Genomic DNA, 25,092 nt, shown 5'->3' with positions numbered 1-25,092 from the left:
TCACGGGTGCAGGTAGTAGAGCTTGTTGATGATCGACCACTGCGAACCGATGCGCAGCAGCGACAGGTAATCGGTGAAGTGCATGCCGAGGAAGTCGTCCGTCACCTTCGCCACCGCGCTGTCGCCGGTGACATCCAGCGACTTCAGCTCCCACACCGGCGGAGCCCCGGTCGGCGGCGGCGACTCGGCCTTGATCGCGCCGATGAAATCGTCCAGCGAGGCCCACTCCAGGTCACCGTGGTAGTTGCCGATGATCTTGCACGACGGATGGAACGCCTGGCGCAACCTGGCCTCGTCGGCAAAGGTCATGCCCTCCACGTAATCCGCAAGGACCCGGTTGATGGCGGCGCTGTCCGCCGTGTAATTGCTCATCTGTGCTGCCCTCCCTGCCGGTGCGTCCGGTCATCGGGCAAGGCTAGCACCGTGCCCCGGCCGCGCCGTTCGCGGCGACGACCGGGGACGCGCTTCGCAAGGGCGTCAGACCACCGCCAGATGCCGCTTGCGCGTGGGCGGCGGGAAGGCGGCGTCGAGCGCTTCGAGGTCCTCGGGCGTCAGGCGCAGTTGCAGCGCGGCGGCGTTGTCACGCACGTGCAGCGGCTCCACGGCCTTGGGAATGGCGATCACGCCCGGCTGGTGGATCAGCCAGGCCAGCGCCACGCGGGCCGGGGTGGCGTCGTGGCGGCCGGCGATTTCGGCCAGGGTACGATGGCGCAGCAAGCGACCGCCCTGCCCGACCGGACAGTAGGCCATCAGCGGCATGCGCTCCTCCTGGCACCAGGGCAGCAGGTCCCACTCGATGCCGCGCTCCTCCAGGCTGTACTGCACCTGGTTGGTGGCGCAGGCCGGCTCGTTCAGTTCCTGCATGTCGTCGAGGTCGAAGTTGGACACGCCCCAGCGGCGGATCTTGCCGGCCTCGCGCAGGCGCTCGAAGGCTTCCACCGTTTCCTCCAGCGGATACTGGCCGCGCCAGTGCAGCAGGTAGAGGTCCAGGCAGTCGGTGCGCAGGCGCTTCAGGCTGCGCTCGCAGGCTTCGGGGATACCGCGCCGGCTGGCATTGTGCGGATAGACCTTGCTGACCAGGAAGACCTGGTCGCGCAGCCCGGCGATGGCCTCGCCAACCACTTCCTCCGAGCCCCCTTCGCCATACATCTCGGCGCTGTCGATCAGGGTCAGGCCGCGCTCGATGCCTTCGCGCAGGGCAGCGACTTCGCGCTTGCGCTGGAAGCTGTCTTCGCCCAGGCGCCAGGTGCCCTGGCCGATGGCGGGAACGGCGGTGCCGTCGGCGAATACCACAGTGTTCATCTCGTGCTCCTTGTTGCGGCTGTCATGCTCGCGATTGTCATGGCGACACGGGGCCAGCCGCCCGAAACCGGACGACGGGCACACAGGGTAGCGCAGAAGCAGGAGCCAGGTTGCGGATCAGCGGTTGGTCTGCAGATGCCGGCGCGCGGCGTGGCGCTCGATGGCCAGGTCGATCAGCCGGCTGACCAGCTCGCTGTAGGTCATCCCGGCGGCCTGCCAGAGCTTGGGGTACATGCTGATGCGAGTGAAACCGGGCAGCGAGTTCAGCTCGTTGACCAGTACCTCGCCGCTGTCGGTGAGGAACACGTCGACCCGCGCCAGCCCCGAGCACTCCAGGGCGAGGAAGGCCTCCACGGCAAGCTGACGGATGCGCTCGCTGGCCTCTGCGGGAATGTCCGCCGGCACCACGACCTTGGCGGCATCCTCGTCGATGTACTTGCTGTCGTAGGAGTAGAAGCCACTGCCCACGACGATCTCGCCACAGCCGCTGGCGATGGGCTGCTCGTTGCCCAGTACCGCGCACTCGATCTCGCGGCCCTGCACGGCGGCCTCCACCAGCACCTTGTCGTCGAAGGCCAGCGCGAGGCGCACGGCTTCGTCGTAGGCGGCCTCGTCTTCGACCTTGCTCACGCCCACCGAGGAACCCATGTTCGCCGGCTTGATGAACAGCGGCAGGCCGAGCTTGCGCTGCGCCTCGTCGAACGACGTGCGCGAGACATTGGCGCGGGTCAGGGTGACGAACGGCGTGATGGCGATGCCGGCGTCGCGCAGCAGGCGCTTGCTCACGTCCTTGTCCATGCAGATGGCCGAACCGAGTACGTCGGAGCCGACGAAGGGAATGTCGGCCATGCGCAGCAGGCCCTGCAGGCAACCGTCTTCGCCCTGGGTGCCGTGGACGATGGGGAAGATCACATCGACGTGATCGAGCAGTTGGCGGCTGCCGGTTTCCACCAGTTGCTGCTCAGCCTTGCCCGGCACCACGGCCAGTTCGCGGTTGGAGCGGTTGAGGGCGATCAGTGCCGGGTTTTCCTGGTTGAGCAGGTAGTCGGAGGCATCGTTGAGGTGCCAGCGGCCTTCCTTGTCGATACCCACCAGCACCGGTTCGAAACGCTCGCGGTCCAGCGCGTCGACGATATTCTTCGCCGATTGCAGGGACACTTCGTGCTCCGCCGAACGCCCACCGAAAATCACCCCAACGCGCAACTTGCCCATGACAGTCTCCGCATGATCGATGGGCGCTTTCTAACACGGGCTCCGGCGCTTGGGTAGGAACAGTGGCTGGCGAACAGACGAGCCGGCGTTCAGTACCTGCCCAGCTCCTGCGCCAGCTCGCGGGCAGCCTGCCCGCTGTGCACGCCGGGGAACAGGTGGGTGAAAGGCAAGGCCACGAAGCGCCCTTCGCGCACGGCGCGCAAGCGCGAGAGCACCGGGTCGGCGCGCAACGTTCGGATCTTCTGCCCGGCCGTGGACCACAGTGCATCGGCCAGCAGGATCACGTCCGGATCGCGCGCCAGCAGTTGTTCGCTGTTGGCGGTGAAGCCACCCAGGTCGACATCCTCGAACAGGTTGTGCGCGCCGGCAGCGTGCAGCAACTGAGTGACCACGCCGCGCCGCCCCTGGCTCTCCAGGCCGTTGCTGGCGCTATCGAGGTAGAAGACGTCCAGCAGTTGGCGGCCGGTCGAAAGCCGGCGCGCTTCGGCCAGCTCGGCGCGCTGCCGGCGGATCAGATCCTGCGCCCGCTCCTGCTCGCCAAGCAGATCGCCCAGAGTCTTCAGGTCCGTCTCGACACCAGCGAACAGATCGTCCTGCCAAACTCCGCAACCGGCATCCAGCAGGTAGCTGGCGACGCCGTGGCCGGCCAGTTCCTCGCGAGACAGATTGCCCAGCCGAAAGGCCGAGGCGAAGCCGGCCACCACCAGGTCCGGGCGCTGCGCGTAGACCGCTTCCGCCGACGGATACTGGCGCGACAGCAGCGGCACGCCGCGATAGCTTCCTTTGGTCAGGTCGAGATCGTCATCGATGTAGGCCACGCCGATCAGCCGCTCCCCGGCGCCCAGCGCCAGCAGCAGGTCGGCGGCGTGCTGGTTGAGGGCGAGGATGCGTTGCGGCGGGTGGTCGATCTGCCAGGTACGGGCGCAGTTGCGGTAGTCCTGCGCGGAAGCAGTTACCGACCCCAGAATCAACGCCAAACCAAGCGCCAGGCTTGACCTGTAGGAGCGAGCTTGCTCGCGAACAGCGCCAGCTCTGAAACATCGCGGACGAAGTCCGCTCCTACGCTCCTGGGAAGTCCGTACCGGGATTCTCCCTTCACCCCGACCCTCTAGCAGCCTATGCCGGCTGAAAGCTCGGCCTTCCCCTGTACCGAACGGTCCCATCTCCCTCCGGGCAGGGGTTAGGGTGAGGAGCCGTTGAAGGAGGACGACGAACCCAACTCCCTGCATCCAGCGGTTCGCGAGCAAGCTCGCTCCTACGAAGCGCGAGTGCGTCATAGTTCATCCACCCGCAGCTCCGCCACCGGCACGCCGTCACGCAGATGCTCCGCCACCACCCGGCACACCTGCTCGTCACTGCGCAGGCCATACCAGACACGTTCGGGATACACCGTCAGCAGCGGCCCGCGATTACACGGGAACTGGCAGCCGGTGCGGGTCAGCAGGGCGCCCTCGGCGTTCTCGTAGAGGTCGAGGCGGATCAACTCGCGGCGCAGGGTCTTCCACAACGGTAGCGCGCCGCGCCGCACGCAGCGCGGCCCGGTGCAGAGGAACAGGTGATACCGGTGTGGCGGCGGCGCAGACCAGTCCGGCTGCGACGGCACCGCGCCGACGCCCTGGCAGTCCAGCTGTTGCGCCGGATCGTCAATCGCCGTCAGCACCGCCGCCACATCCAGCCCGCGCCGACCGAGCGCCGAAGCGGTGACCTTCGGCAACGGCGCCTGCGGATGCTCCCCGCACAGCGCAGCCAGTTCCGCGCGCAGCCACTCGAGATAGGCGCCGTCGGCGGTCGGTTCGAGGTCCACCAGCAGCAGTTCGATACTCTCGGCCAACAGCTCGCGCACCCGCCCCCAGAGCGAATCGAAACCCTCACCGGTGTCGATGCATTCGACGCCGGCGAGGCGCGCCGATACCTCGCGCAGTAGGCGTTCGCCCTGGGCTCCGGCCAGCGGGCCGACCAGCAGGATGGCCTTCATCAGAAGCTGAAGGTGTAGCGCAGCTCGGCGGTGCGCGGCCGGCCGAGGTTGTCCACCTGGCGGATGCCGTTGCTGCTGCGGCCGGTGGCGTAGTCGCGGTCCAGCAGGTTCTCCAGCAGCAGGCTCAGGCGATGCGCGCGGGCGCCGTCGAGGTATCGGTAGGCATCGCCATCGAGCACGCTGTAGTGACCGTAGTCGTCGTCCTGGGCGCTGACGATGGAGCCGACGTAGCGCGCGGCAAGACCGGCCCCCCAGAGGTTGTCGTCATAGCCCAGGCGCAGGCGGGCAAAGAAGTGCGGGATGTTGTTCACCGTCACGCCGTCGTGGCTGTCCACGAGATTGCGCGTGGCGTCGGCGGAGAGCTGCCAGTGCCGGCCGAACTGCCACTGGCCGTTGGCTTCCACGCCACGCACGGTGATCTCGCCATTGCCGTTCACCCATTGATCGCCGACGAGGGTGATGAGGTCGGTGATCTCGCGACGGAACAGGGTGACGCTGCCGCTCCACGGCTGGTCGAACAGCTCGCCGGTGTAGTCCAGGCCCAGTTCGGCGTTGCGGCTGCGCTCGGGCTTGAGGTCGCGATTGCCGACTTCGTCGCCTGGTTCGTTGACGAACAGTTGCTCGGCGGTAGGCAACTTGAAGGCGGTGCCCAACTGGCCGCGCAGTTTGAGCTGCTGCGTGAGGTCGTAGAGCGAGGTCAGCATCCACACCGTGGCGCCCTCACCGCCCGAGATTTCCTCGCGGCGCACGCCCAGGCTCGGGTGCCAGTCGGGCAGCGCCTCGATGTTCGGTCGCAGCTGGGCGTAGAGCGCGTGGGATTCGGCCTTGTCGTTGTCGATGATCAGCACATCGTCCTGGCCCTTGTACCACTGGTTGTCGTTGCCGAAGACCAGCTCGTGGCCACCGCCGAAGCGTGCCTTGCCTTCGAGCTGCGCGCCCCAGTCGGTGAAGCCCCAGTAGTCGTTGTGATTGAGCACCTGGGTAGCGCCGCCCTGCAGGTTGTAGACGCGGTCGTAGCGGGTGTCCCAATCGTTGAGGTGGGTCTTGGCGAACCAGCTGAAATCGTCGCCGACACTCTGCTGGAAGGTCGCCGTGGCGATCTGCTGCACGCGGTTGTTGCTGGTGTGGTGGTTGGAGGTCGGCCGGGCGAAGTCCAGTTCGGCATCGGCGTACTGGTAGAACAGCTCCAGGCGCGAAGCGTCGCCGATGGCCTGGATGGCCTTGGCGCCGAACACGTTGACGTCGTACGAGCGACGCTTGTCGCTGACCGTACTGGTCATGTCCTGGTCGCGGTACGGCTGGTAGCCGTCGGAGCGGTTGTGGCTGACGTAGGCCATCAGGCCAAGGTCGCCCAGGCCGTTGTGCACGATCTTCTCGGCGCGGGCATCACCGCTGCGCCCCTTGAAGGTGTCCAGGCCGAGGTTCACCTCGCCGGATGCCTCGCGACTGCGCGCGCTGCGGGTGACGATGTTGATCACCCCGGACACCGCCTGGGTGCCGAACAGCAGGCCCTGGCCGCCCTTGAGCACTTCGATGCGCTCCACCGCGGTGGTCGGCAGGGTGTCGAGGTAGATGCCGCCGTAGAGGCGGTTGTTCAGGCGCACACCGTCCAGCAGGATCAGCGTGTCGTCGTTGCGTCCGCCGAGCAGCGAGTAGGTGCCGTAGTCGAACGGGCCGTTCTTCGGCGCGACGAACAGGCCGGGCACGTACATCTGCAGCACGCGGGTGATGTCGGCGCTGGGGCCGGCGCGTTCGATCTGCTGGCGGTCGATGACCTCCAGCTTGCTGCCGTAGCGGGCCATGTCCGCCACGGTGGTGGACTCCACCGAAGGCGCGTTGACGACTTCGTCGGCCAGGTTCAGCGGCGCTGCCGACAGGTGCGGGCCGAGGACGCAGAGGGAGAAAACGGGAGTCCAGCGCAGGGCACGCCGGTTCGGATAGATAGGAAGTTGCAAGGTGATCGCCTCGAAATCGGGATTTCGCAGGCGGCGCAGCGACACCCGGAACGAGCGCGCCCCGGGAACCGGCTCACGCCCGCCCACCGCGGGTTTGCCAAACAGGTTCCAGGCCGGTCTCCGGGCTTGCGAGGATCATGAAACATCCGCCTTCCCATGCCTGAGCACAGTGGCCTTGTGGATGCTCCGCTCGCTTACCGTTGCGGGGGCAGCGCCGGACTGATCGCACGAGGGCGACGCACCGGCTTCCCGTTTCACCCCACGCACGGCGGCGGGGGGCACCTGAAACGGGGCGAATCTGAACATTCGGGGAACGAAAGCGTCAAGCACGGGGGTTGAACAGGATGTTGCGGGAGCGGCGCAAAAGCGCAGGATCAGTGCCAGGGATCGTAGGTACCGAAACTCCAGATGTGCCCTTCCGGATCACGGCAGGTGAAACCCTGGCCGCCGTAGTCCTCGTCCTTGATGTCGATGACGATCTGCGCGCCACCGTCCACTACCGCGCGATACAGCGCCTCGGCATCCCTCACCACCACATAGATGCTCTGGGTGCAGCCGCCAATCTCGTCGGGCTGGCGCATCAGCCGGCCGTACTCGTTGTCGTGCAGCGACCCGAGCATCACCAGCCCACTGCCATCGGCCAGCGCCAACTGCGCGTGGGCGATGCCGCCGTGGTCATCGGCGACCACCAGCTGCCGCTGGAAACCGAAGGTGGCGCACAGCCAGTCGATGGCCTGCGGCGCATCGCGGTAGCGCAGGCAGGGAATGACGCTGGGGCGGGCGATGGGAGCGGGCGTGGGCATGGCGATCTCCGGCGAAAAAGGGCGCGAGGTTCTGAGCATAGTCGCCCGCTTTGCGCTGCTCAGCGCTGCCCGGCGACCAACCGCAACACGGGGAGCGACACCGAAGCGCAAGTTCCTGCAAGACCGCTCCAGGGACCAGCAGTAGTTTGGACAGAACGATCCCAAGGAGAAAACCACCGTGACCCAACGCCAACCGATCAACCTGCAGGACAAGCTCGGCCGCATCACTGAGACCTGGCAGCCGCGAGTGATCGCCGAGATGAACGACTACCAGTTCAAGGTGGTGAAGCTGCACGGCGATTTCGTCTGGCACAGCCACGCCGACACCGACGAGACCTTCATCGTGCTCGACGGCGAGCTGCGCATCGACTTCCGCGACGGCCCGCTGACCCTGCGAGCCGGCGAACTCTACGTGGTGCCTCGCGGCGTCGAGCACAAGCCCTATGCCGAACACGAGGTGCAGGTGATGCTGATCGAACCGCGCGGCGTGCTGAACACCGGCGACCAGGGCGGCGAACGCACGGCGGAGAATGATCGCTGGATCTGACCGTCGATCACCTGCCCTGGCGACCGCCGATCAGCGGCCGCTCCCGCTTCGCTGGCTGCTGCTATGCCTGTCGGAAGAACGCCGCTCCCAGCCGGAGACTGTCACGCCTGGGATACACAGGCGCGGCTCTGGCGGCGTCGCCGGTTCGGGTCCGCGTCCAGCGAAGCCCGGAGCCGGGCCGGAGGTGCGACATGCTTTATCTGGTGAACTGGACCATCCCCATCGAGAACCGCGACAGGATCATCCAGCGCTTCCTCAAGACCGGCGGCCAGCCGCCGCCCGGCGTGAAGCTGGTCGGTCGCTGGCACGCTATGGGCCACATGCTCGGCTTCGGCCTGGCGGAAGCCGAGAACCCCCTCGACGTGCAACGCTGGATGCTGCAGTGGACCGACCTGATGCACCTGCAGGTGCACCCGGCGATGACCGACGCGGAATATGCACCGCTGCTCGCGCAGATGCTGCAGCAGGCGGCGGACACCCCATCGGTCAGTCCCTGAGCGCGACCTCGCCCGGCTTGGCGCCGAAGCGCTTGCGGTAGTCGCTCGGCGCCATGCCGGTGATCTTGCGGAAGGTGCTGCGGAACGAGCCTGGATCGAGGTAGCCAACGGTGTAGGCGATGTGGTCCACCGTACCGTTGGTGAACTCCAGCAGCTCGCGCGCCTTGCCCACCCGCAGGTGCTGGCAGTACTCGGTAGGCTTGAGTCCGGTAGCGGAGCGGAAACGGCGCAGGAAGGTGCGCTCCTCCAGCCCTGCCTGGGCGGCCATGGCGGCGAGGCTGACGTCCACCGCGCCATTGCCCTGCAGCCAGTGCTGCACCTTGAGGATCGCGGCGTCGCCATGCCCCAGCAGCGGCGCGAAGTTGCTGCCGCACTGCTGGGCGCTGTCGCTGTGCTCCACCACCAGGAAGCGCGCGGTGCGGTTGGCGATGCTCGGGCCGAGCAGGCGGTCGACGATGCGCAGGCCGAGGTCCGACCAGGCCATCAGCCCGGCGGAGGTGATCAGGTCGCCATCATCGACGATCGGCTTGTGCGCCTCCAGGCGCACCCTGGGAAAACGCCGGGCGAAGGCCTCGGCCCCGCTCCAATGGGCGGTGGCGGAACGCCCATCGAGCAGGCCCGCCTCGGCCACCAGCAGCCCGCCGATGCACACCGAACCGACGATGGCGCCCTGCGCATGGCGCGCGGCCAGCCATTCGGTGAGATGGCGCAAGGGCTCAGCATCCGGCAGGCCGAACAGCGCCGGAGGGACGAGCACGGCGACCAGCCGGCTGTCCACGTCCGGGCGCGTGTCGAAGATACGCCGGGGCTCGCCGCCGTCCTCGCCGGACCAGTGGCTGACGCGCAGCGCCGGCAACTGCTGCGCGGCTTCTTCGCCAGCGATCCGCTCGGCCACCGCGAACAGGTCGGTCAACCCATGCAGCGCCGCCGCCTGCACACCGGGGTAGAGCAGCAACCCGATCTCGACGACGCTCCGTTGCACAACCATTGTCAGTTTTCCCCCGGTTATTGTCGTTCCGCCTGATCCCCCCGCGGCGCGCGGCGAACCATACTGGTTCCACTTCCTCACCCCTCAACGTTCAAGAAGGACTTCGGAAATGGCCAAGCAAGCGCTCATCCTAGTGGATATCCAGAACGACTACTTCCCTTCCGGCAAATGGCCGCTGGTCGGCATCGAGGCCGCCGCCGACCAGGCCGCCAGGGTGCTCGCCGCCTTCCGCGAGCGCGGTGATCTGGTGGTGCACGTGCGTCACGAATTCGAAAGCGCCGACGCGCCGTTCTTCGCCCCCGGCAGCGAGGGCGCCAAGATCCACGGCAAGGTAGCCAATCTGCCCGGCGAGCCGGTGGTGCTCAAGCATTTCGTCAACTCGTTCCGCGATACCGACCTGAAGGCCATCCTCGACCAGCACGGCATCGAGTCGCTGGTGGTCGTCGGGCACATGAGCCACATGTGCGTTGACGGCGCCACCCGCGCGGCCGCCGACTTCGGCTACCCGGTCACCGTGCTGCACGATGCCTGCGCCACCCTGGACCTGGAGTTCAACGGCGTGAAGGTGCCGGCCGCGCAGGTTCACGCGGCCTACATGGCAGCCCTGGCCTTTGCCTACGCCGAAGTGGTGTCCACCACCGAGTACCTGAATCGCTGAAAAGCACCGTAACGCTTATGTAGGAGCGAGCTTGCTCGCGAACCGCTTGACACCTTGGGTACCGGGCAGGTTCGCGAGCAAGCTCGCTCCTACAGTTGAGGACGGTCCTGCATATTGGGGAAAGGACGAGCACCGCTTTGCTGGCTTTCCGCTATGATCGACGCTCAATCGCCTGTCGATAAGGACATCCCATGAGCGTTTCGTCGATCGTCACCCTGGCCATCATCGCTGGCGTGATCTTCCTGCTGATCAGCGTGTTCAACCGCCTGGTGGCACTGCGCAACCGCTACCAGAACGCCTTCGCGCAGATCGAAGTGCAGCTCAAGCGCCGCTACGACCTGATCCCCAACCTGGTGGAAACCGCCAAGGCCTATCTCAAGCACGAGCGGGAAACCCTGGAAGCCGTGATCGCCGCGCGCAACGCCGCCGTCGCCGGCCTCAAGGCCGCCGCCAGCCAGCCGGGCGAAGCCTCGCGCATGGCCCAGCTGGCCAGCGCGGAAAGCGCCCTGGGCGGTGCCCTGGGCCGCCTCAACGTGACTCTGGAAGCCTACCCGGACCTCAAGGCTTCGCAGAACCTGCAGCAGGTCAGCGAGGAACTGTCGAGTACCGAGAACAAGGTCGCCTTCGCCCGCCAGGCCTACAACGATGCGGTGATGGAATACAACACCTACCGCCAGTCGTTCCCCGCCAACTTCCTGGCCACCACCTACGGCCACAGCAAGGACGCCAGTCTGCTGGAGTACGAGGACAGCAAGGCAATCCAGGCCGCGCCGAAAGTCGCCTTCTGACCTGCTCGTCGATGAATTTCTTCGAACACCAGGACCGCGCCCGCAGGCAGACCGGGCGCCTGGTCCTGCTGCTCACCATCGCGGTGGCCTGCCTGGTGATCATCACCAGCCTGGCGCTGGGCTGGCTCTGGCGCTACCTGGGTGAGCCCACGCTGCACCTGACCTCGCGCACCTCCCTGCCCGATCCGGAGCTGTACCTGTCGGTGGCCGCCGTGATCGTCGGCGTGGTCGTGCTTGGCGCGCTGTACAAGCAGGTGCAATTGAGCGCCGGCGGCAAGGTGGTGGCCGAGAGCCTGGGCGGCCGCCTGCTCAACCTCAGCGCCAGCAACGCCGACGAGCGCCGCCTGCTCAATGTCGTCGAGGAAATGGCCCTGGCCTCCGGGTCGCCGGTGCCGCCGGTGTACGTGCTGGAAGACGGCTCGATCAACGCCTTCGCCGCCGGCCTGACCCCGCGCGATGCGGTGATCGGCATCACCCGTGGCGCCATCGAGCAGCTCGAACGCAACGAGCTGCAGGGCGTGATCGCCCACGAATTCAGCCATATCCACCACGGCGACATGCTGCTCAACACCCGGCTGACCGCGCTGCTGCACGGCATCCTCCTGCTCGGCCTGATCGGCGGCATGCTGCTGCGCGGCTGGAGCGAGACCAGCACCGGCATCCGCGTCGGCAGCCGGAGCAGCAGCAACGACAAGAACGGCGGCGGCAGCGTGGTGCTGCTGGTGCTGGGCGCCGGCGTGGTGCTCTATGTGCTGGGCTACGTCGGCACCTTCTTCGGCCAACTGATCAAGGCTTCGGTGAGCCGCCAGCGCGAGTACCTGGCCGACGCCTCGGCGGTGCAGTTCACCCGCGATCCCTCGACCATCGCCGGGGCACTCAAGAAGATCGGCGGCAACCCGCTGGGCGCCCTGCTCAGCGCGCCGCGCGCCGCCGAGTTCAGCCACCTGTACTTCGGCGATGGGGTGGGCAGCAGCTGGTTCGACACCCACCCGCCGCTCAAGGATCGCATCCGCCGCGTCGATCCGGGCTGGGACGGCCGCTACCCGAAATTCGAGCCGCGCCTGGACATAGCGCTGATGAGCAAGGAAGCCTGGACCGCCGCCGTCACCGGCCAGCCTTACCAGCCCAGCGCGGTGGAGGTGGCGGTCGCCGCCGTCGGCGCACCGACTGCCGCCCACCTGCTGGAAGCCCGCAGCACCCTGCAGCGCCTGGACGAGCGCCTGCAGCGCGCCGCCCATGACAGCGAAGGCGCCGAGGCGCTGATCTACGGCCTGCTGCTGGACAGCGAGCCCGGCCAGCGCGCGCGCCAGTTGGAAGAGATCAAGAAGCGCCTGAACCTGAGCCTGGCGCTACAGCTCGACCTGCTGGAGGAGCCGCTGCTGCACCTCGACCCCGGCCAGCGCCTGCCATTGCTGGACCTGGCCATGCCGGCGCTGAAGCAGTTCGACGTCCAGGGCTTCCTCACCCTGCGCGAGAACATGGCGCTGCTGATCAAGTTCGACGGCGCGGTGAAACTGCTGGAGTGGACCCTGCTGCGGATCGTCGAACGCAACCTGCGGCCGGGCAGCGGGAAGATCGGCAATATGCCGCTGGCGGAGCTCGCCGAGGAGTCCGCGACACTGCTGGCCTTCCTCGCCCGCGTCGGCGAAAGCCGCGATCCACAGGTCGAACAGGCCTTCGCCGATGCCTGGGGCGGCCTGCCCTTCACGCCCCGGCCGCTGCCGGCCGCCGGCCGGTTGCGCGAACTGGAAGGCGCGCTGAAGCGGCTGGAACACCTGCGGCCACTGCAGAAGCCGCAGTTGCTCAAGGCAATGGCCCGTTGCATCGAGCACGATGGCCGCATCAGCCCCGCCGAAGCCGAGCTCATGCGCGCCGTGGCGGACATTCTCGACTGCCCCATGCCGCCGTTGCTGGCGACCTGACGCCGCCTTCGCAAGCGCAACCGGCTGGCACCGAACTCAACCTGTAGGGGCGAGCTTGCTCGCGAACCCACCACACCAAACCCACCGGCGGATCACGGGCGGAGTCCACATCGACACAGGCGCTAAGCTCCGGCCCCCATTGGAAGCCGGGAGTCATCCGCGATGGATTCCGCGGACAGGTCCGCTCCCACGAAGGACGCGATCCGCCCCTGCTCCGGCGTGTGAAGCCCTCCAGATACACGTCCGCATGCCCCTTTCAGGGCCGAAGCTGAAAGGCGCACAAAAGCAAAGGGCCTCCGAAGAGGCCCTTTGCATTCACGCAACCATCGCTTACGCGCGGCTGGCGGCACCGCCCTGCTCACCCTTGGGCGCCAGGTTCAGTGCGTAGTACAGCACCGTCAGCAGCACCAGGAAGGCCGGGCCGATGTACAGCGCGATGCGGGTGTCCTCGAAGAACGCCATCAGCACCACCACCAGCACCAGGAAGGCCATCGCCAGATAGGAGCTGACCGGGTACAGCCACATCTTGAACTGCAGCCTGCCGGCTTCGGCGGCGGAGAGGCCACGGCGGAACTTGAGCTGGGCCAGCAGGATCATCGCCCAGGTCCAGATCGCACCGAAGGTGGCGATGGAGGTCACCCAGGTGAACACCTTTTCCGGCACCAGGTAGTTCAGCAGCACGCCCAGCAGCAGCGCGACGATGGACAGCAGCAGTGCGTTGCGCGGCACGCCGCCTCTGGAGGTCTTGGCGAACACGGCCGGGGCCTGGCCATGCTGGGCCAGGCTGTAGAGCATGCGCCCGGTGCTGAAGATGCCGCCGTTGCAGGACGACAGCGCGGCGGTGATCACCACGAAGTTGATGATGCCGGCGGCGGTCTTGATGCCCAGTCGCTCGAAGGTCATCACGAAGGGGCTGCCCTGGGTGCCGATCTCGTTCCACGGGTAGATCGACATGATCACGAACAGCGCGCCGACGTAGAACAGCAGGATGCGCCAGAACACCGAGTTGATCGCACCGGGAATGGTCTTCTGCGGGTTCTTCGCTTCACCGGCGGTGAGGCCGATCATCTCCACGCCCAGGTAGGCGAACATCACCATCTGCAGCGACATCAGCACGCCGCTGATGCCGTGGGGCATGAAACCACCGTTGCTCCAGATGTTGGAGATGCCGGTGGCGATACCGTCGTTGCCCAGGCCGAAGAGGATCATGCCGCCGCCGACCAGGATCATGGCGACGATGGTGACGATCTTGATCAGGGCGAACCAGAACTCGAACTCACCGAAGGCGCGCACCGCCACCAGGTTGATGGTGCCCATGCTCGCCAGGGCGGCCAGCGCCCAGATCCAGCGCGGCACGTCGGGGAACCAGATGCCCATGTAGATGGCCACCGCGGTGATCTCCGCGACGCAGGTCACCAGCCAGAGGAACCAGTAGTTCCAGCCGGTCAGGTAGCCGGCCAGCGGGCCGAGGTAGTCCTGCGCATAGCGGGCGAAGGAGCCGGCCACGGGATTGTGCACGGCCATCTCACCGAGGGCGCGCATGATCACGAGGATGGCGAGACCGCCGATGATGTAGGAGAGCATGATGGCCGGGCCGGCCATCTGGATGGCCTTGGCCGAACCGAGGAACAGGCCGACGCCGATGCAGGCGCCCAGGGCCATGAGACGGATGTGCCGCTCGTTGAGATCCCTTTGGAGATCGTGGGACGACATGGTGATGCAACCTCATTTTGTTCTTGGGGAATATCAGCCACGGACTCTGAGTGCAGTCGGGATGCGGAACCACCGAAAAGGCTTCGCCACCGCGCCGTTCGGCACGGAGGGAGAAGTGTCTGGCAATTCCAGGACGGCACACCGGAAGAGGCTGCCCGCTCTTGTGAAGCGGACGTGGGCATTGCGGGAGGACCACGGCTGAGGTCGCCGCCGAATGTACACAAGTCCACCGAAGACGTCTGCCCCAATCGGGTGCAATTTGACCAAAGGCGTAGAGACGATTCGTCGCGTCAGGCGCAACCCGGTCCTACCCAGCCGCCCAGCGGTTGCACCTCCAGCAGCAGCGAGCCGGGCCTGCCGCTCTCGGGATGGCGCGGCTCGCGCAACTGCCGCACACGCCAGCCGCTACCGGCCAGCAGCGCCAGCCAGGACTCCAGGGTACGGAAGAACCAGGGCATCGGCGCGCTGAAGGCCTCGCCGAAGGCGGCGAAGGTTTCCAGCCGCCAACCATCGGCATAGGGCTCGTCGCCGCAGGCGGACCAGGGGTGCACGGTCTGGATCAGCAGGCGGCCGCCGGGGTCGAGGCGTTCGCGCAGCGCCAGGAGCAGCGGCGCAATGGATTCGTCGAGCAGGGCGAAGTTGCAGACCAGTACGTCGAAGCGGCCCAAGCTTTCGCCCTCGGCGATCAGGCCGGCGTAATCCATCACCTCGAAGCGTCCTCCACCCGCTTGACGGGCCGCCTCGATCAGCGGCGCGGACGCATCCACCCCCACGCACTGGCTGCCGCGCTCCGCCAGGGCCCGGCACAGCCAGCCTTCGCCGCAGCCGATGTCCAGCAGGCGGCGCGCCGGCCCGGCGGCGACGGCGCTGAGGATCGCCGCGTCAGTCACCAGGCGCCGGCTCTCGATGCGCTGCTCGCGCACGGCGCGGGTCCAGGCGTCGGCGTTGGCCTGCCAACTGTGGCGGATGCGGGCGCTCGGGTCGGTCACGGAAGCCTCCTGCTGTGCATGCGATGAACCATGCCTTGCGAATCGCGGCGCTGGTGTCGGGCGGTTCGCGAGCAAGCTCGCTCCTACAGGTGGACTCCGGCACGCCTTTCGTAGGAGCGAGCTTGCTCGCGAACCCCGCCCAGCTATCGAAACAGGAATGGACTCTCTCGATCCTGCGCAAACCTGCCACACAGGCGTGAACCTCGGCCCCTCGGCAACGGCTACTGCGTCTTCCACGCCTTGGGCACCGCCAGCCCCTTGGTCGACGGTCCCTGTGGCAGCATCTCGCGGCAGCCGGCGTCGCGGAACGGCCCTCCGACCTTCTGCCAACCGTCCCCCGGCGAGGTCTGCTGGCAGGTATAGCGGCCGTCCAGCCTGCTCTGCCACTTGTAGAACGGCATGGGCGCGGCGACGGCGCCGAACGAAACCAGCAGCAGGGACGCAACGGGCAGAAATAACGAACGCATGGCCGGAAAGTCCTGTCGAAGAAGTGAGGGTCTACCGACGCTGGAGCACGGTACGGCAAAACCTGGCAGACCCGACCATTGCACCTGCTGGCCGTCGGCAAATCAACCCGGTGGGCCTGGAAGGGTACTCCAGGCGCGCAGATTTCCCGCCGCCGACTACGCTGGAAATTAGGAAAGCCGCTGTCCCAGGGCTTTCGCGGCGTCGGGAGGGGCGTCGGTCGTCACGTGGGCGGAGTCCGCTTACCTAGGCTGTTGTCTGAGCATGGGCAGGTCGTGAAATGGATAGCTCGAAGCATTCCGGTACGCACAGTGCAGCTCAACCGGGTCGCTCGGAGCCCGGTATTTCCCCGACGAAAGTTCATCATCATCGTTTCCTGCTGCTGTTCCTCTTCCTGTTGCCGCTGCTCGCCGCCATCGGTGCCGCCCTGCTCTACGAGGCGCGTACGTCCATACTGCAGGCGCGCGAGCTGGCGCGCTACGCCGGCGAGCTGACCTGGAAACTGGCGCAGGGCCCCAGCAGCGAGGTGGTGTATCCGCAGAACGGCCCGTTCGACCGCCGCCTGGGCTACCTGCAACTGCCGGCCTTCCTCGATCGCCTGCACCAGCGCAACTACATCACCCTCAGTCAGGCGCGCTTCTCCGCACCGCTGATGCAGTACGCCAGCCACGGCCTGTTCCCGCCCTACCCCGAGAAGTCCCAGGCCGGCGTGGACATCGCCGACTGCCGCGGCCTGCCGATCTACAACTTCCGCTATCCGCAGCGGCTGTACGCCAACTTCGAGAGCGTTTCCCCGCTGATCGTGCAGAGCCTGCTGTTCATCGAGAACCGCGACCTGCTGGACACCCAGCGCCCCTACCTGAACCCGGCCATCGACTGGAGCCGCTTCACCCAGGCCTCGGCGGCGCAACTGGGCAAGATGGTCGGCATGGGCAACCACGCCCCCGGCGGCAGCACCCTGGCCACGCAGATCGAAAAGTACCGGCACTCCGAGGACGGTCGCACCAACTCCATCGCCGACAAGCTGCGGCAAATGGCATCGGCCAGCGTGCGCACCTACCAGGGCGGCGCGGAAAACCTGCTGGCACGGCGCAACGTGGTGCTCACCTACCTCAACTCGGTGCCGCTCTCGGCGCAGCCGGGCTACGGCGAAGTCAGCGGCCTGCCCGATGGCCTGTGGATCTGGTACGGCGCCGACTACCAGCAGGTCAACCAGTTGCTCAACGCACCGCCGGCCAGCGGCGTCTCGCTGGTCGAGCAGGGCAAGGCGCTGCGCCAGGTCGTCTCGCTGATGATCGCCCACCGCCGCCCCTCCTGGTACCTGGCACGTGGCCGCGACCAGCTGTCGGTGCTGACCGACAGCTACCTGCGCCTGCTGGCCCAGTCCGGCGTCATCGCCACCTCGCTGCGCGATGCGGCGCTGAACCAGCAACTGGCCTTCCGCGATCCGCGCAACCAGCCCACCGTCACCCCGCTGGAGAACAACAAGGGCGTGACCCTGGCGCGCACCCGCATGGCCGGGATGCTCGACGTGCCGCTGTATGACCTGGACCGCTTCGACCTGTCCTTCAGCACCACCCTGCAGCACGAGCTGCAGGAGCAGGTCACCGCCTACCTGCGGCGCCTCTCCGATCCGGCGTTCGCCGCGCAGATCGGGCTGTTCGGCGAACACCTGCTGTCCGAGGACAAGACCCGGGACGTGCGCTACAGCTTCACCCTGTTCGAGCGCACCCCCAGCGGCAACCGCGTGCGCGTACAGACCGACAACACCGAGCAACCGTTCGACATCAACGAAGGCAGCAAGCTGGAACTGGGCTCCACCGCCAAATTGCGGGTACTGGCGAGCTACCTGGAAACCGTGGCCGAGCTGCACCGGCAATACGCGGCGCTGCCGGCCGCCGAGCTGAAGAAAGTGCCGGTGGAGCCGCTGGACTTCATCAGCCGCTGGGCCGTCGACTACCTGCTCACCACCAAGGACCGCAACCTGCCGGACATGCTGGCCGCGGCCATGCAGCGCAAGTATTCCGCCAGCCCCTACGAGAGCTTCTTCACCGGCGGCGGCATCCACACCTTCAGCAACTTCCGCAAGGAGGACAACGGCCGCATCCCGACCCTGCAGGACGCCCTGCGCGAGTCGATCAACCTGCCCTTCGTGCGCCTGCTGCGCGACCTGGTGCGGCATGACATCTATGCCAACTCCGGCAGCAAGGTCGCCGTGCTGGCCGACGACAAGGACCCGCGCCGCCGCGACTACCTCGACCGTTTCGTCGACAAGGAAAGCCAGGTCTACCTGCTGCGCTTCTGGCAGAAGTACAAGGGCAAGACCACCGACGAACGCCTCGACACCTTCCTCGACGGCCTGCGCGCCTGGCCGGTGCGGTTGGCAGCGATCCACCGCTACCTGCAGCCGCAGGCGGACCTGCCGACCTTCAGCGCCTTCCTCCAGGAGCGCCTGAAGAAAGGCAAGTACGCCGGCGACAAACTGACCGACAAGCGCATCGCCGACCTCTACACGCGCTACGGTCCGGGCGCCTTCGACCTCAACGACCAGGGCTACGTGGCCCGTGTGCACCCGCTGGAACTCTGGCTGCTGAGCTACCTGCAACGGCAGCCGGCGGCCAGTTTCAACGACGCGGTGGCGGCCAGTGCGGAGGAACGCAAGCTGGTCTATGGCTGGCTGTTCAAGTCGCGGCACAAGTACGCGCGCGACAAGCGCATCCGCATCATGCTGGAAGTGGAAGCCTTCCTCGACCTGCACGAACAGTGGAAACGCCTGGGCTACCCCTTCGACCACCTGGTGCCGTCGCTGGCCACCGCGCTGGGCAGCTCGGGCGACCGCCCGGCGGCGCTGGCCGAGCTGATGGGGATCATCCTCAACGACGGCGTACGCCTGCCGACCCTGCGCATCGACAGCCTGCGCTTCGCCGCCAACACGCCGTACGAAACCAGCCTCGGCCCGCAATCGAACACCGGGCGCCAGGTGATGCGTTCGGAAGTGGCCCAGGCCCTGCGCACCGCGCTGTCCCGGGTGGTGGACGCCGGCACCGCGCGGCGCCTGTCCGGCACCTTCAAGCTGGCCGACGGCAGCGCCCTGGTGATGGGCGGCAAGACCGGCACCGGCGACAACCGCATCGAGAGCGTGACCCGCAGCGGCTGGGTGAAGAGCTCCAAGGCGATGAACCGCACGGCGACCTTCGTGTTCTACCTCGGCCCGCGCCACTTCGGCACCCTCACCGCCTACGTGGCCGGCAGCGAGTCGGACAACTTCAAATTCACCTCGGCCCTGCCGGTACAAGTGCTCAAGGGCATGGCGCCGATGCTGGCGAGCTACCTGGAACCGGGGATCAGCACCGGGTGCCAGGAGCGGATCGACAATCTGCGGGTGAGCTGGCGCTGAACACTGGCGCCAACTCGCCCAGCTCCCACGGGGTAGCCATCCCGCACCGACGCCACCTGGGGGTTGTAGGAGCGAGCTTGCTCGCGAACCCCACCCGGCCCCCAAGGCATCAGGCGGTTCGCGAGCAAGCTCGCTCCTACAAGAGCCCCCCTCACTTGCCCTGGACAGACTTCACGAACAACGCCTCAACCTGCTCCCGCGCCCAGGGCGTGCGGCGCAGGAAAGTGAGGCTGGACTTGATGCTCGGGTCGTTCTTGAAGCAGCGCACGTCGATGCGCTTGGCCAGGCCGTCCCAGCCGTACTGCGCGACCAACTGGTTGAGGATGGCTTCCAGGGTCATGCCATGCAGCGGGTTCTTCGGTTTGTCGTTCATGTTCGGTGCCGTCGTGGAGAATGCGCGGCACCTTACCACCAAGAATCAGCCACAGGCGATCAGGCCCGCAACCCGGCCACGCCAGCCACGATCAGGGCGACCGACGCCAGCTTGGTCAGGGTCAGCGCCTCGCCCAGCAGCAGGAAACCGAAGAACACCGTGCCCAGCGTGCCGATGGCCGTCCACACCGGGTAGGCGATGCTCACCGGCAACTGGCGCATCGCCAGGGTGAGGAAGAAGATCCCGCCGATCACCGCGAGCACCGTCACCACGGTCGGCAGGGGCCGGGTGAAGCCCTCGGCATACTTCATCGACACCGCGAACATCACCTCGAACACCGCGGCCACCATCAACATCGCCCAAGCCATCACGCACGCGCCCACTCGCTCTCGGCGAGGTCGGCCAGGGCCTTTTCAGCCTGTTGACAGGAGGCGCGGAAGGCTTCGGGATTGCCCTCCTCACCCTCGGCGGCAATCACCTGCACGTCTTCTATACCGAGGAAACCCAGCGCCACGCGCAGCCAGGCGTCGGCATGGTTCATCCACTCCAGCTCACCCCCCGGCCCCATGCCTGCGCCGCCACGGCTGGTGACGATCAACGCCTTGCGCCCCTTGAGCAGCGGCTCGTACTGCGCCTCGCCCTCCTTCAGGTGCAAGTCGAAGGTGCGGCCGATGCGGACGACCTGGTCGACCCAGGCCTTCAACCCGCTGGGCACGCTGAAGTTGTACATGGGCGTGGAGATCACCAGCAGATCGTGGTCGAGCAGTTCGTCCACCAACTCGTCGCTCAACGCCAGATCAGCCTGCATGCTCGCCGGGCGGTTCTGCGGTTCGGGATGGAACGCCGCCGCGATGAAGGACTCGCCCACATGGGGCAGATCGGCGCGCCCGACTTCGCGGCGGGTGAGCCGCGCCTGTGGCAACGCGGCGAGGAAGCCTTCGGCCAGGCGCCGGGAATGGGAGCGCTCGGCGCGGGGACTGGCGTGAATGGCAAGAATCCTGTTCATCTATAACTCCTTCAACCGGATGTACACTGGAAAGGCCCTGAATGAGCCTCTCTTTTGCCGCCAAAGCTATTTCCCGGTGAATGGACAAACAACTGAGGGGAACTGCATCCAGATGAATCCAACTCATCCGTGGAGAACGCCATGTTCGCCAACCTGCCACTGCCGGCCCTGCGCACCTTCGAATCCGCCGCCCGCCAGCTGAGTTTCAAGGCCGCCGCCCAGGAACTGTCGGTGACCCCCACCGCGGTATCCCACCAGGTCCGCGCGCTGGAGGACTGGCTCGGGCTGCCGTTGTTCGAGCGCCTGCCGCGCCAGGTGCGCCTGACCGAGGCCGGCGAACGGCTGTTCCGCAGCCTCCACGGCGCGCTGCTGGAGGTGTCGCAGGCGGTGGACAGCCTGCGCCCGCAGCGCAGCGCCGGCAGCCTGACGATCTCCACCACGCCGGCCTTCGCCGCGCTGTGGCTGGTGCCGCGCCTGGGGCGCTTCTACGCGCGCCACCCGCACATCCGCCTGCGCCTGGACAGCCAGTGCGAACTGCTCGACCTGCAGCAGGACGCCAGCGTCGACCTGGCGATCCGCTACGGCTTCGGCGACTACCCGCGCATGCATAGCCAGTTCCTGCTCGGCGAACGCTTCGCGGTGTACGGCGCACCGGCCCTGGTGGCCACCGCCGACGTGAACGTGCCGGAGATGATCGGCGTGCGCTGGCACAACTCCGAGCTCTACGAGCGCGGCTGGAAGGCCTGGTGCGCGGTCGCCGGCGAAGAGTGCCTGCTGACCCGTGCGGTGCAGCGCGAATACGAGGAAGAGTTCTATGCATTGCAGGCGGCCATCGCTGGCCAGGGGCTGGTGCTGGCCAGCTCGCTGCTGGTCTCGGAGTCCGTGGAGAAGGGCCTGCTGATGCCCTACCGTCCCGAGATCAACGTCCCCGGCGCGCGCTACACCGCCCTCTGCGTGCCGGGCCGCGAGCGCCATCCTCCGGTGCGCGCCTTCCTCGACTGGCTGGCCGAGGAATCGGCCCAGGCCGCCGACCCGCTGATCGACAACGCCGCCTGAGGCCGGTCAACGCGCTTGTCGCTGCACCCGCGCACGCCGGCCTCGCCGTGCGCGATGGGCAACCCGTGGGTAGAATTACGCCTGCCGCAACAACAATTCTTCTTTGCCAGGGACACGCCTCCTGCGTGATTCCACGGCACGGCCTGAGCCCCACTTCACCTCAGGATTCCCATGAACACCGCGCAACACACCCACACCGGCAGTTGGCTGAGCGTCATCGCCCTGGCCCTTGCCGCCTTCATCTTCAATACCACCGAGTTCGTTCCGGTGGGCCTGCTCAGCGACATCGGCAAGAGCTTCGACATGCGCCCGGAACAGACCGGGCTGATGCTCACCCTCTACGCCTGGGTGGTTTCCCTCACTTCGCTGCCGCTGATGCTGCTGACCCGCAACATGGAACGCCGCCGCCTGCTGGTGGTGATCTTCTGCCTGTTCATCGGCAGCCACCTGCTCTCGGGCGTCGCCTGGAACTTCACCGTGCTGATGCTCAGCCGCTTCGGCATCGCCTTCGCCCACGCGGTGTTCTGGTCGATCACCGCCTCGCTGGCGGTCCGCGTGGCGCCGCCAGGACAGCAGGCGAAAGCCCTTGGCCTGCTCGCCACCGGCACCATCCTGGCGATGGTGCTGGGCATTCCGCTGGGGCGCGTGCTGGGCGAGGCGCTGGGCTGGCGCACGACCTTCCTCGCCATCGCCGGGGTGTCGGTGGTGGTGGTGCTCTGGCTGGCGCGCTCGCTGCCGCTGCTGCCGAGCCAGAACTCCGGCTCCCTGCGCAGCCTGCCGCTGCTGCTGCGCCGTCCGGCGCTGGTGTCGATGTACGCGCTCACCGTACTGGTGATCACCGCGCAGTTCACCGCCTACAGCTACATCGAACCGTTCGCCCGCGAGGTCGCCGCGCTGGACAGCCAGAAGACCACCCTGCTCCTGCTGCTGTTCGGCGGCGCCGGGGTGTTCGGCTCGATCCTCTTCAGCCGCTACAGCGAGCGTTTCCCGCGTGCCTTCCCCTGCACAGCCATCGCCGTGCTCGGCGCCTGCCTGTTGCTGCTCCTGCCGCTGGCGCGCTCGTCCACCGCGCTGCTGGTCCTGAGCCTGTTCTGGGGCGCGGCGATTCTCTGCTTCGGCCTGGCGCTGCAGGCCAAGGTGCTGCAACTGGCCCATGACGCCACCGACGTGGCGATGGCGATGTTCTCCGGCCTGTACAACGTCGGCATCGGCGGCGGAGCGCTGCTCGGCAGCCGTGTGGCGGCGGGCGCGGGGCTGCAGTGGATCGGCCATGTCGGCGGCGCGCTGGCGGTGGTCGGCCTGCTGCTGTGCCTGTTCGCCTGCTGGCGCTATGCGGCGGCGCTCAGCGGTGGCCACGCTTCGCACTGACGCATCAGCGAAACCTGTAGGAGCGAGGGGGACGCCATCGTTATTGCTCGCGACCCCGCCCCGCTGCGATCCCCGTTCGCGAGCAAGCTCCTACGAAGAGACCCAAACGAAAAAGGCCGCGCCTCCCTTCCGGGAGCGCGGCCTTTCTCATTCAGCGAAGGATCAACGGCTGGCGGCCGACGAACCCTCCGGCAGATGCGCTTCCGCGTACTCGGCCTCGGCGGCCTCGAAACGCTGGATCATCGCCTTGGACGGCGCGGAGCCGAGCAGGCTGAACACCACGATGGAAACGCTGGAGAAGATGAAGCCCGGAATGATCTCGTACAGGCCGAGCCAGCCGAACTGCTTCCAGACGATCACGGTGACCGCACCGACGACGATGCCGGCCAGCGCACCGTTGCGGGTCATGCCCTTCCACAGCACGGAGAACAGCACCAGCGGACCGAAGGCGGCGCCGAAGCCGGCCCAGGCGTAGGACACCAGGCCCAGTACGCGGTTGTCCGGGTTGGCGGCCAGGGCGATGGCGATCAGCGCCACCAGCAGCACCATGGCGCGACCGACCCACACCAGCTCGACCTGGCTGGCGCTCTTGCGCAGGAAGGCCTTGTAGAAGTCTTCGGTCAGTGCCGAGGAGCACACCAGCAACTGGCAGCTCAGGGTGCTCATCACCGCGGCGAGAATGGCGGACAGCAGCACGCCGGCGATCCACGGGTTGAAGAGGATCTTCGCCAGCTCGATGAAGATGCGCTCATGGTTCTCGCCCACGGCGCCAGCCTGCTCCGGGTGCGCCTGGAAGTAGGCGATGCCGAAGAAGCCGACGGCCACGGCGCCGCCCAGGCAGAGGATCATCCAGGTCATGGAGATGCGGCGGGCAGCCGGGATCGACTTGACCGAATCGGCGGCCATGAAGCGCGCCAGGATGTGCGGCTGGCCGAAGTAACCCAGGCCCCAGGCCATCAGCGAAATCACGCCGACGAAGGAGGCGCCCTTGAACATGTCGAAGTTGGCGGCGTCCTTCAGCTCGATGGCGGCGAAGGCCGGATCGATACCGCCGGTGGCGAGCAGCACGAAGACCGGCGTGAGGATCAGCGCGAAGATCATCAGCGAGGCCTGCACGGTGTCGGTCCAGCTCACCGCCAGGAAGCCACCGACGAAGGTGTAGGCGATGGTCGCGGCGGCACCGGCCCACAGCGCGGTCTCGTAGGACATGCCGAAGGTGCTTTCGAACAGGCGGGCGCCGGCGACGATGCCGGAGGCGCAGTAGATGGTGAAGAACACCAGGATCACCAGCGCGGAAATCACCCGCAGGATGCGGCTGTTGTCCTCGAAGCGGGTGCTGAAGTAGTCCGGCAGGGTCAGGGCGTTGCCGTTGTGCTCGGTGTGCACGCGCAGGCGGCCGGCGACGAACAGCCAGTTCAGGTAGGCGCCGCAGATCAGGCCGATGGCGATCCAGCTTTCCGAGATACCCGACAGGTAGATGGCGCCCGGCAGGCCCATCAGCAGCCAGCCGCTCATGTCCGAGGCGCCGGCCGACAGCGCGGTGACGAAGCTGCCGAGACTGCGGCCACCGAGGATGTAGTCGGAGAAGTTGTTGGTCGAACGATAGGCGGCCAAGCCGATCAGAACCATAGCCGCGATGTAGATCACGAAGGTGATCAGGGTTGGCGTGTTGACGCTCATGGGGACTCCCCTACAGCTTGTTTTTATCCAGGCCCGCTGGGTAACGCGGGCCCTTGACTGGCAGCCGGCGCGGTTGGCGCCGACCGGTTAGCGCTTGCCCTCCAGCAAGCCGAGGTGCGCGTGGCGCCAGGTGGCACCGAACCGCTACGCATCCCGTCGCAGGCCCGCCGTCGTCCTTGCCGGCGCATTCCTGCGGCCGCCGTCTCACCACGGCGACCTTCCGTCCACCTTCGCCGATGGGGCGAAGTGCGGGCGGCATGACCGGGCATTGCCCGGCGATCCGTCAGGCGCCGGGTCTGGCGCCCATGATCCGCCGAAAGCCCACGGGCCGCATGATACGCGGCTTGCCGTGGCGGCTAGGGCGATCGATCAGAACTGTGCTCACGCGCGCCATGAGA

At 67.1% G+C, this 25,092-nt stretch carries 23 protein-coding genes and 1 riboswitch; of the genes, 8 read left to right on the top strand and 15 right to left on the bottom strand.

Going from position 1 to position 25,092, the window contains the following annotated elements:
* The 7 genes from H681_RS06920 to H681_RS06890 all read right to left on the bottom strand — a co-directional run bounded on the left by H681_RS06920 (window position 1) and on the right by H681_RS06890 (window position 7,247).
* Entirely contained in the window at window positions 1–372 is a 372-nt protein-coding gene (locus H681_RS06920; RefSeq protein WP_015476131.1) for a nuclear transport factor 2 family protein, read from the bottom strand.
* A gap of 105 nt (window positions 373–477) precedes the next feature.
* Window positions 478–1,302 (bottom strand): aldo/keto reductase, encoded by an 825-nt coding sequence (locus H681_RS06915; protein ID WP_015476130.1) that lies wholly within the window; start codon window positions 1,300–1,302, stop codon window positions 478–480.
* Between the two features lie 117 nt (window positions 1,303–1,419).
* Window positions 1,420–2,514: a D-alanine--D-alanine ligase gene (ddlA, locus tag H681_RS06910; protein ID WP_015476129.1), complete on the bottom strand. Its 1,095-nt coding sequence runs from the start codon at window positions 2,512–2,514 to the stop codon at window positions 1,420–1,422.
* Between the two features lie 89 nt (window positions 2,515–2,603).
* Complete coding sequence (locus H681_RS06905; protein WP_015476128.1) at window positions 2,604–3,485, bottom strand: ABC transporter substrate-binding protein; 882 nt, start codon at window positions 3,483–3,485, stop codon at window positions 2,604–2,606.
* A 302-nt stretch (window positions 3,486–3,787) separates the two neighbouring features.
* Complete coding sequence (locus tag H681_RS06900) at window positions 3,788–4,489, bottom strand: (2Fe-2S) ferredoxin domain-containing protein (protein ID WP_015476127.1); 702 nt, start codon at window positions 4,487–4,489, stop codon at window positions 3,788–3,790.
* Window positions 4,489–6,444, bottom strand: coding sequence for a TonB-dependent receptor plug domain-containing protein (locus H681_RS06895; RefSeq protein ID WP_442961252.1), 1,956 nt, complete (start codon window positions 6,442–6,444; stop codon window positions 4,489–4,491). The genes H681_RS06900 and H681_RS06895 overlap by 1 nt, the downstream gene beginning before the upstream one ends.
* Window positions 6,445–6,538: 94 nt before the next feature.
* A riboswitch (cobalamin riboswitch) is annotated at window positions 6,539–6,745 on the bottom strand.
* Window positions 6,746–6,818: 73 nt separating this feature from the next.
* The gene (locus H681_RS06890) at window positions 6,819–7,247 is read right to left on the bottom strand and encodes a VOC family protein (RefSeq protein ID WP_015476125.1); all 429 of its coding nucleotides are present in this window, start codon (window positions 7,245–7,247) and stop codon (window positions 6,819–6,821) included.
* A gap of 178 nt (window positions 7,248–7,425) precedes the next feature.
* Here H681_RS06890 and H681_RS06885 point away from each other — a divergent pair, with 178 nt between their 5' ends.
* Window positions 7,426–7,794 (top strand): cupin domain-containing protein, encoded by a 369-nt coding sequence (locus H681_RS06885; RefSeq protein ID WP_015476124.1) that lies wholly within the window; start codon window positions 7,426–7,428, stop codon window positions 7,792–7,794.
* Between the two features lie 191 nt (window positions 7,795–7,985).
* The gene (locus H681_RS06880; protein WP_015476123.1) at window positions 7,986–8,291 is read left to right on the top strand and encodes a DUF3303 domain-containing protein; all 306 of its coding nucleotides are present in this window, start codon (window positions 7,986–7,988) and stop codon (window positions 8,289–8,291) included.
* On the opposite strand, the gene H681_RS06875 is transcribed toward H681_RS06880, so the two are convergent.
* Entirely contained in the window at window positions 8,281–9,279 is a 999-nt protein-coding gene (locus H681_RS06875; protein ID WP_015476122.1) for a GlxA family transcriptional regulator, read from the bottom strand. The genes H681_RS06880 and H681_RS06875 overlap by 11 nt on opposite strands.
* A gap of 109 nt (window positions 9,280–9,388) precedes the next feature.
* Between H681_RS06875 and H681_RS06870 the strand changes: the two genes are divergently transcribed.
* The 3 genes from H681_RS06870 (at window position 9,389) to H681_RS06860 (ending at window position 12,647) form a co-directional block, all read left to right on the top strand.
* Entirely contained in the window at window positions 9,389–9,937 is a 549-nt protein-coding gene (locus H681_RS06870) for a cysteine hydrolase family protein (protein ID WP_015476121.1), read from the top strand.
* A gap of 191 nt (window positions 9,938–10,128) precedes the next feature.
* Entirely contained in the window at window positions 10,129–10,725 is a 597-nt protein-coding gene (locus tag H681_RS06865) for a LemA family protein (RefSeq protein ID WP_015476120.1), read from the top strand.
* Between the two features lie 11 nt (window positions 10,726–10,736).
* Window positions 10,737–12,647 carry a M48 family metallopeptidase gene (locus tag H681_RS06860; RefSeq protein WP_015476119.1) on the top strand — a complete coding sequence of 637 codons (1,911 nt, stop codon included), beginning with the start codon at window positions 10,737–10,739 and terminating at the stop codon, window positions 12,645–12,647.
* A 330-nt stretch (window positions 12,648–12,977) separates the two neighbouring features.
* Here the strand turns inward: H681_RS06860 and H681_RS06855 are convergent, their stop codons facing one another.
* The 3 genes from H681_RS06855 to H681_RS06845 all read right to left on the bottom strand — a co-directional run bounded on the left by H681_RS06855 (window position 12,978) and on the right by H681_RS06845 (window position 15,816).
* Entirely contained in the window at window positions 12,978–14,360 is a 1,383-nt protein-coding gene (locus H681_RS06855; RefSeq protein WP_051070427.1) for an amino acid permease, read from the bottom strand.
* Between the two features lie 290 nt (window positions 14,361–14,650).
* Window positions 14,651–15,349 (bottom strand): class I SAM-dependent methyltransferase, encoded by a 699-nt coding sequence (locus H681_RS06850; RefSeq protein WP_015476117.1) that lies wholly within the window; start codon window positions 15,347–15,349, stop codon window positions 14,651–14,653.
* A gap of 221 nt (window positions 15,350–15,570) precedes the next feature.
* Window positions 15,571–15,816, bottom strand: a complete 246-nt coding sequence (locus tag H681_RS06845) for a hypothetical protein (protein WP_015476116.1) — start codon at window positions 15,814–15,816, stop codon at window positions 15,571–15,573.
* 278 nt (window positions 15,817–16,094) lie between these two features.
* On the opposite strand from H681_RS06845, the gene H681_RS06840 reads away from it, so the two are divergent.
* Window positions 16,095–19,211 carry a transglycosylase domain-containing protein gene (locus H681_RS06840; RefSeq protein ID WP_015476115.1) on the top strand — a complete coding sequence of 1,039 codons (3,117 nt, stop codon included), beginning with the start codon at window positions 16,095–16,097 and terminating at the stop codon, window positions 19,209–19,211.
* 151 nt (window positions 19,212–19,362) lie between these two features.
* Here H681_RS06840 and H681_RS06835 read toward each other — a convergent pair whose 3' ends face one another.
* The 3 genes from H681_RS06835 to H681_RS06825 are packed head-to-tail and all read right to left on the bottom strand — an operon-like array spanning window position 19,363 to window position 20,590.
* Window positions 19,363–19,584 (bottom strand): VF530 family DNA-binding protein, encoded by a 222-nt coding sequence (locus H681_RS06835; protein WP_015476114.1) that lies wholly within the window; start codon window positions 19,582–19,584, stop codon window positions 19,363–19,365.
* A gap of 59 nt (window positions 19,585–19,643) precedes the next feature.
* Window positions 19,644–19,952, bottom strand: coding sequence for a DMT family transporter (locus H681_RS06830; protein ID WP_015476113.1), 309 nt, complete (start codon window positions 19,950–19,952; stop codon window positions 19,644–19,646).
* A complete protein-coding gene (locus tag H681_RS06825; protein WP_015476112.1) occupies window positions 19,952–20,590 on the bottom strand; it encodes an FMN-dependent NADH-azoreductase in 639 nt (212 codons plus the stop codon). The genes H681_RS06830 and H681_RS06825 overlap by 1 nt, the downstream gene beginning before the upstream one ends.
* 141 nt (window positions 20,591–20,731) lie before the next feature.
* Here H681_RS06825 and H681_RS06820 point away from each other — a divergent pair, with 141 nt between their 5' ends.
* Window positions 20,732–21,646, top strand: coding sequence for a LysR substrate-binding domain-containing protein (locus H681_RS06820; RefSeq protein ID WP_015476111.1), 915 nt, complete (start codon window positions 20,732–20,734; stop codon window positions 21,644–21,646).
* Between the two features lie 171 nt (window positions 21,647–21,817).
* The gene (locus tag H681_RS06815) at window positions 21,818–23,014 is read left to right on the top strand and encodes a sugar transporter (RefSeq protein WP_015476110.1); all 1,197 of its coding nucleotides are present in this window, start codon (window positions 21,818–21,820) and stop codon (window positions 23,012–23,014) included.
* Window positions 23,015–23,176: 162 nt separating this feature from the next.
* Here the strand turns inward: H681_RS06815 and putP are convergent, their stop codons facing one another.
* Window positions 23,177–24,694, bottom strand: a complete 1,518-nt coding sequence (gene putP, locus H681_RS06810; RefSeq protein WP_015476109.1) for a sodium/proline symporter PutP — start codon at window positions 24,692–24,694, stop codon at window positions 23,177–23,179.
* Window positions 24,695–25,092 lie beyond the last annotated feature (398 nt).

Origin of the sequence: Pseudomonas sp. ATCC 13867 (assembly GCF_000349845.1) — a bacterium.
Classification (GTDB): domain Bacteria; phylum Pseudomonadota; class Gammaproteobacteria; order Pseudomonadales; family Pseudomonadaceae; genus Pseudomonas.
The sequence above is the reverse complement of the archived record's forward strand: the minus strand, read 5'-3'. Positions and strand labels throughout refer to the sequence as shown.

Bases quoted from the DNA above. Each gene is read 5' to 3' on its own strand.
- H681_RS06880 (WP_015476123.1), top strand. From the start codon at position 7,986: ATGCTTTATCTGGTGAACTGGACCATCCCCATCGAGAACCGCGACAGG.
- H681_RS06815 (WP_015476110.1), top strand. From the start codon at position 21,818: ATGAACACCGCGCAACACACCCACACCGGCAGTTGGCTGAGCGTCATC.
- H681_RS06860 (WP_015476119.1), top strand. From the start codon at position 10,737: ATGAATTTCTTCGAACACCAGGACCGCGCCCGCAGGCAGACCGGGCGC.
- putP (WP_015476109.1), bottom strand. From the start codon at position 24,694: ATGAGCGTCAACACGCCAACCCTGATCACCTTCGTGATCTACATCGCG.
- H681_RS06920 (WP_015476131.1), bottom strand. From the start codon at position 372: ATGAGCAATTACACGGCGGACAGCGCCGCCATCAACCGGGTCCTTGCG.
- H681_RS06830 (WP_015476113.1), bottom strand. From the start codon at position 19,952: ATGGCTTGGGCGATGTTGATGGTGGCCGCGGTGTTCGAGGTGATGTTC.
- H681_RS06825 (WP_015476112.1), bottom strand. From the start codon at position 20,590: ATGAACAGGATTCTTGCCATTCACGCCAGTCCCCGCGCCGAGCGCTCC.
- ddlA (WP_015476129.1), bottom strand. From the start codon at position 2,514: ATGGGCAAGTTGCGCGTTGGGGTGATTTTCGGTGGGCGTTCGGCGGAG.
- H681_RS06865 (WP_015476120.1), top strand. From the start codon at position 10,129: ATGAGCGTTTCGTCGATCGTCACCCTGGCCATCATCGCTGGCGTGATC.
- H681_RS06820 (WP_015476111.1), top strand. From the start codon at position 20,732: ATGTTCGCCAACCTGCCACTGCCGGCCCTGCGCACCTTCGAATCCGCC.
- H681_RS06835 (WP_015476114.1), bottom strand. From the start codon at position 19,584: ATGAACGACAAACCGAAGAACCCGCTGCATGGCATGACCCTGGAAGCC.
- H681_RS06915 (WP_015476130.1), bottom strand. From the start codon at position 1,302: ATGAACACTGTGGTATTCGCCGACGGCACCGCCGTTCCCGCCATCGGC.
- H681_RS06855 (WP_051070427.1), bottom strand. From the start codon at position 14,360: ATGTCGTCCCACGATCTCCAAAGGGATCTCAACGAGCGGCACATCCGT.
- H681_RS06845 (WP_015476116.1), bottom strand. From the start codon at position 15,816: ATGCGTTCGTTATTTCTGCCCGTTGCGTCCCTGCTGCTGGTTTCGTTC.
- H681_RS06840 (WP_015476115.1), top strand. From the start codon at position 16,095: ATGGATAGCTCGAAGCATTCCGGTACGCACAGTGCAGCTCAACCGGGT.
- H681_RS06870 (WP_015476121.1), top strand. From the start codon at position 9,389: ATGGCCAAGCAAGCGCTCATCCTAGTGGATATCCAGAACGACTACTTC.
- H681_RS06875 (WP_015476122.1), bottom strand. From the start codon at position 9,279: ATGGTTGTGCAACGGAGCGTCGTCGAGATCGGGTTGCTGCTCTACCCC.
- H681_RS06900 (WP_015476127.1), bottom strand. From the start codon at position 4,489: ATGAAGGCCATCCTGCTGGTCGGCCCGCTGGCCGGAGCCCAGGGCGAA.
- H681_RS06890 (WP_015476125.1), bottom strand. From the start codon at position 7,247: ATGCCCACGCCCGCTCCCATCGCCCGCCCCAGCGTCATTCCCTGCCTG.